General features: G+C 77.9%; 2 protein-coding genes. Both read left to right on the forward strand.

Annotation, left to right across the window (positions count from 1 at the left end; all coding sequences use genetic code 11):
* Positions 1-1,976, forward strand: a 1,976-nt coding sequence (locus tag ACFU7Z_RS36175) for a non-ribosomal peptide synthetase (protein ID WP_380782265.1), incomplete at its 5' end; no start/stop codon positions are given.
* A complete protein-coding gene (locus ACFU7Z_RS36180; protein WP_380782267.1) occupies positions 1,973-4,828 on the forward strand; it encodes a condensation domain-containing protein in 2,856 nt (951 codons plus the stop codon). The genes ACFU7Z_RS36175 and ACFU7Z_RS36180, both read left to right, overlap by 4 nt.
* Positions 4,829-4,941: the final 113 nt, after the last annotated feature.

Below are 4,941 nucleotides of genomic sequence, written 5' to 3' on the forward strand. Positions count from 1 at the left end.
GACCCGGCCGGGGCGCCCGGAAGGGAACCACCGTGACCACCATGTCCTCGCCCGCCGCGGCCCGGTCTGCTGTGACCGACCCGCCGGCCCTGCCCACCCTGCCCACCCTGACCGACCTGCCCGCCCTGGTCGCCCGGCAGGCCGAGAGCCGGCCCGACGCGCTCGCCGTGACCGACGGCTCCACCGTCCTCACCTACCGAGAACTCGTCGACGCCGCAGGCCGGTTGGCCGCCGTCCTGGCCGCCCGGGGGATCGGCCCCGGCAGCGCCGTCGGCCTGCTGTGCGCCCGCTCGACCCGGTACGTCGTCGCCCAGCTCGCCGTCTGGCGGGCCGGCGCCCTGGCCGTCCCGATCGACCCGGCCTACCCGCGCCCGCGGATCGCCGAACTCACCGCCGACGCGGACCTCCGGCTCGTCCTCGGCGACAAGGGGCTGCTCGCCGAGGCCGGGCTCCCCGAGGAGCTCACCCTGGTGCTGACCGAGCGCGGCACCGAGGCCACCGACGGCACGGCGCCCGACGCCGCCGACCCGGCCGCGCCCGCCCTGCTCTACTACACCTCCGGCTCCACCGGCCGCCCCAAGGGCGTCCTCGTCCCGCACCGCGCCGTCGCCGACCTGGTCACCGCCGAGGACGCGGTCGTCCTCGGCCCGCGCGACCGGGTGCTCTTCCACTCCACCGTCTCCTTCGACGGCGCCACCTTCGAACTGTGGGCCCCGCTCGCCCGCGGCGCCGCCGTGGCCGTCTCCCCGAGCGAGCGGCCCAGCGCCGAGGACCTGGTCCGCGACGTCGAGAGCTTCGGCGTCACCACCGTCTTCCTCACCACCGCGCTCTTCCACCACCTGGCCGCCCGGCGCTCCCGGATCTTCGGCGTGCTGCGCACCCTGGTCGTCGGCGGCGAGGCGATCTCCGCCGAGCACGCGGGCGCCGTGCTGCGGGCCTTCCCCTGGCTCGAACTGGTCAACGGGTACGGGCCGACCGAGGCCACCACCTTCACCACCGTCCACCGGGTCACCCCGGCCGACTGCGCCGGCTCCGTCCCGATCGGCCGGACCTTCGGCGGCGCCCGCGCCTACGTCCTGGACGAGCGGCTCGCGCCGGTGGCGCCGGGCGCCGTCGGCGAACTGTGGATCGCCGGCGACCGGTTGGCCCTCGGCTACCTCGACCGGCCGGAGCTGACCGCCGAGCGCTTCCGTGAACTGCCGGGCATCGGACGCGCCTACCGCAGCGGCGACCGGGTCGCCCAACTGCCGGACGGCTCCCTGGAGTACCACGGGCGCACCGACGACCAGGTCAAGGTACGGGGCTACCGGATCGAACCCGGCGAGGTCGAGCACGCGCTGCTCCAGCTGCCCGAGGTCGCCGAGGCGGCGGTCGTGGTCCGCCGGGCCGGGCAGCCCGACGCCGCGCTCACCGCCTGCCTGGTGCTCGCCGAGGGCGCCCGCCCGGCCGTCGAGGCGCTGCGCGCCCGGCTGGCCGAGCAGCTGCCCGCCCACCTGGTGCCCACCGCCTGGACCGTGCTCGCCGCGCTGCCGCTGACCGGCAGCGGGAAGGTGGACCGGCGGGCGCTGGCCGCCGACGAGCGGGCCGGGGCGCACCCGGCCGGGGACGAGACGGCCGTCGACGGGGCGGCCGACGCGCACCCGCCTGTGAACGAGACGGCCGACGCGCACCCGGCCGGCGGCGGGCCGACCGGGGCACACCCGGCCACCGGCGCCGGCCTCGGCCCGATCCAGCAGGTCGTCGCCGAGGCGTGGAGCCGGGCCCTGGAACGCCCGATCACCGACCCGGCCGCCGACTTCCTCGCCGAGGGCGGCCACTCGCTGCTCGCCATGTGGGTGGTGGACGACCTGCGAGAGGACCTCGGGGTCGAGCTGTCGCTCGCCGACTTCCTCGCCCACCCGACCGTCGCCGCCCAGGCCGACCTGCTGGAACGCGCCCTGCGGGCCGCCGACGACACCCCCGGAGCCGACCGATGAGCACCGTCGACCAGACCGACCTGCTGCGCCGCGCCCGCGACCGCCGCACCGCCACCGCCCCCGCCCGACCCGTCGCGCCCGGCGGTCCGGCCGTACCCGTCGAGCCGGCCCCGCTCTCGCACGCCCAGCAGCGGATGTGGCTGATGGACCACCTCGGCCAGGGCGGCGCCCTCTACAACGTGCCGATCGCCACCCGGCTGCGCGGCCCGCTCGACCAGGCCGCCCTCGCCGCCGCGATCACCGGCCTGACCGAGCGGCACGCCGTCCTGCGCACCCGCTACCCGCGCCGGGGCGACCAGCCCTACCAGCAGACCGACCCGGTCGCCCCGGTGCCGCTGCCGGTGCTGGACGCCACCGGCCCCGAGCAGCTCCTCGCCGAGGCCGCCCGCCCGTTCGACCTCGCCGCCGGTCCGGTGCTGCGCGCCCTGCTGCTGCGACACGGTCCCGAGGACCACACACTGCTGCTGACGATCCATCACATCGCGGTGGACGGCGGCTCGCTGCCGTTCATCGCCTCGGACATCGCCGCGCTGTACCGCGCCGGATGCGAGGGGGTTCCGGCCCAACTCCCGTCGGTGGCCCCCTCATACGCCGACTACGCCCGCCAGGAGCGAGCCCGGGAGGCCGAGTTGACGGCCGCCGCCGACACCCTCGCGGCCGGTCTGTCCGGAGCCCGACCGCTGTCGCTGCTGCGGCCCGTCCCACCCGGCGCCCGCGAGCGCCGCGCCGCCCTGCACACCGCCCCGGTGAACCCCGCCGTGGTGGAAGGGCTGCGCGTCCTCGGCGCGCGGCACGGCGCCACGCTGTACACCGTTGTCCTGGCCGCCGCGTTCGCCGTGCTGCGCACCGCCTCCGGGCAGGACGACCTCGTCCTCGGCTGCGCCAGCGGCCACCGCGCGCGGCCCGAGTTCCGCCGGACCGTCGGCCTCGCCGTCAACACCCTCGCCGTGCGGACGAATCCGTCCGGAGACCCGTCGTTCGCCGAACTGCTCGGTCTCGTCCGCACCGCCCTGCTCGACGCCCAGCAGCACCACGAGGTGCCGTTCGACCTCGTGGTCGAGCGGCTCGGCGCGGCCTCGCGCGGGGCGGACGGCACCCCGCTGCTCTCGGTCAGCTGCGACCTGCTCCGGATCGCCGACCCGCTGGTGCTGCCCGGCCTCGACACCGAGAACGTCGAACTCGACCTGGGACTGGCCAAGTTCGGCCTCACCCTGCTGCTGGAGGACGGCCCGCGGCCGCGCGTCCTGGTCCAGCACGACCGGGACGCGCTGGACGCGACCACCGCCGCCCGGCTCGCCGACGCCTTCGCCGCGCTGCTCACCGCCGTGGCCGCCAACCCGGACCTGGCACTGTCCGCACTGCCCGGCGAGCGGCTGGCCGCCGCCGAACACCCGGTGGTGGCCGCCCTCACGGCCGATCCCGCGGTGGTCGAGGCGGCCGTCGTCGAGCACCCCGACGGCCCGCCGCTCGCCTACGCGGTGGTGCGCGGGCCCGTCGCGCCGACCGGCAGCGCCCTGCGGGCCGCCCTGCGCGGGCGCCTGCCGGCCGCCGAACTGCCGCGCGCGGTCACCCTGCTGGACCGGCTGCCCCGCCTCCCGGACGGCACCCCGGACCGCGACCGGCTGCCCGGCGCGGGCCCGCTGCCCGGCACCGCCGCGCTGTCCGGTGTCGCTCCGCTGTCCGGTACCGCTCCGCTGGAGGACGGCCCGCTGGACGTCGTCCGGCAGGCGTTCGGCGAACTGCTCAGCGCGACCCCGCCCGCCGACGGCGACTTCTTCGCCCTCGGCGGCCACTCCCTCATCGCCGTCCAGCTCGCCGAACGCCTGCGCACCCGCACCGGGCTGCCGCTCACCGGCCTCGACATCCTGGAACAGCGCACCCCGCGCGCCCTCGCCGCCCTGCTCGCCACCCGCGCGGACGAGCGCAGCGCCGCCCTCGCCCAGGCCGGGGCCCGCCCGCGGAGCACCGGCGCCCGCACCGGCACCGTCCTGCTCACCGGCGCCACCGGAGGGGTCGGCGCGGCCGTGCTCCAGGAGCTGATGGCCCAGGGCCGGCCGGTCCGGGTGCTGGTCCGGCCCGAGTCCGCGCACCTGCCCGCGCTGAACGGCGCCGAGGTCGCGGAGGGCGACCTCGGCGACCTCGACAGCCTGCGCCGGGCCGTCGAAGGCGTCGACGCCGTCATCCACTCCGCCTGCACCTTCACCGACCACGCCACCGACCTCGCCGCGATGCGCGCGCTGGTCGACGGCTGGCGGGGCGGCCCGTTCGTCTTCGTCAGCAGCATCGACGCGTACGGCCGCCCGCCGGGCACCGAGGTCCCCGAGGGCGCTCCCAGCGGCGCGCCGGTCACCCCGTACGGGCAGGCCAAGCTGGACAGCGAGCGGATCCTCTTCGAGGCCGCCGCCGGCCGCGGCCAGGCCGTCGCCGTCCGCGCCCCGATCGTCTGGGGCCCGCACCACCGCCTGCGCGACCAGCTCCGCTGGGGCTCCACCGGCGCCCTCTACCAGGCCGCCCTGGCCGGACGCCCGATCGGCCTGCCCGCCGGCGACGAGTGGTACGGCGCGTCCTGGGTGCACGCCGCCGCCCTGGCCCGCGCCCTCACCGCCTGCCTCACCCCCGACCACCCCGCCGCCGGCCGGGTCGTCAACGCGGTCAGCGGACACGTCTCCTGGCCCGAGTTCACCGCCGAACTGGTCCGCCTGCTCGGCTCCGGCAGCCCCATCACCACCGCCCCCGACGCCGACGAGGACCTCCGCCGCCCCTGGCACTACCGCGCGGACACCCTGGCCGGCCCCCTCGCCCCCGAACCCGGCGAGGACTGGCGCAGCGTCCTGGCGGCCATGGTCCGCTGAGCCCCCGCCGCGGGCGGAGGGCCCTCGGCCGCGGCCTCCGCCCGGACGCCCTCGGCCATCCGGATCTTGGCGGCCGCGTCCAGCTCGGCGGCCTGCTGCCGGGCCTCGGCCAG

The organism is Kitasatospora sp. NPDC057518 (assembly GCF_042802075.1).
In the GTDB taxonomy this organism is placed as follows: Bacteria; Actinomycetota; Actinomycetes; order Streptomycetales; family Streptomycetaceae; genus Kitasatospora.

Excerpts from the sequence above, each read along its gene's own strand:
- ACFU7Z_RS36180 (WP_380782267.1), top strand. The coding sequence starts at position 1,973 with ATGAGCACCGTCGACCAGACCGACCTGCTGCGCCGCGCCCGCGACCGC.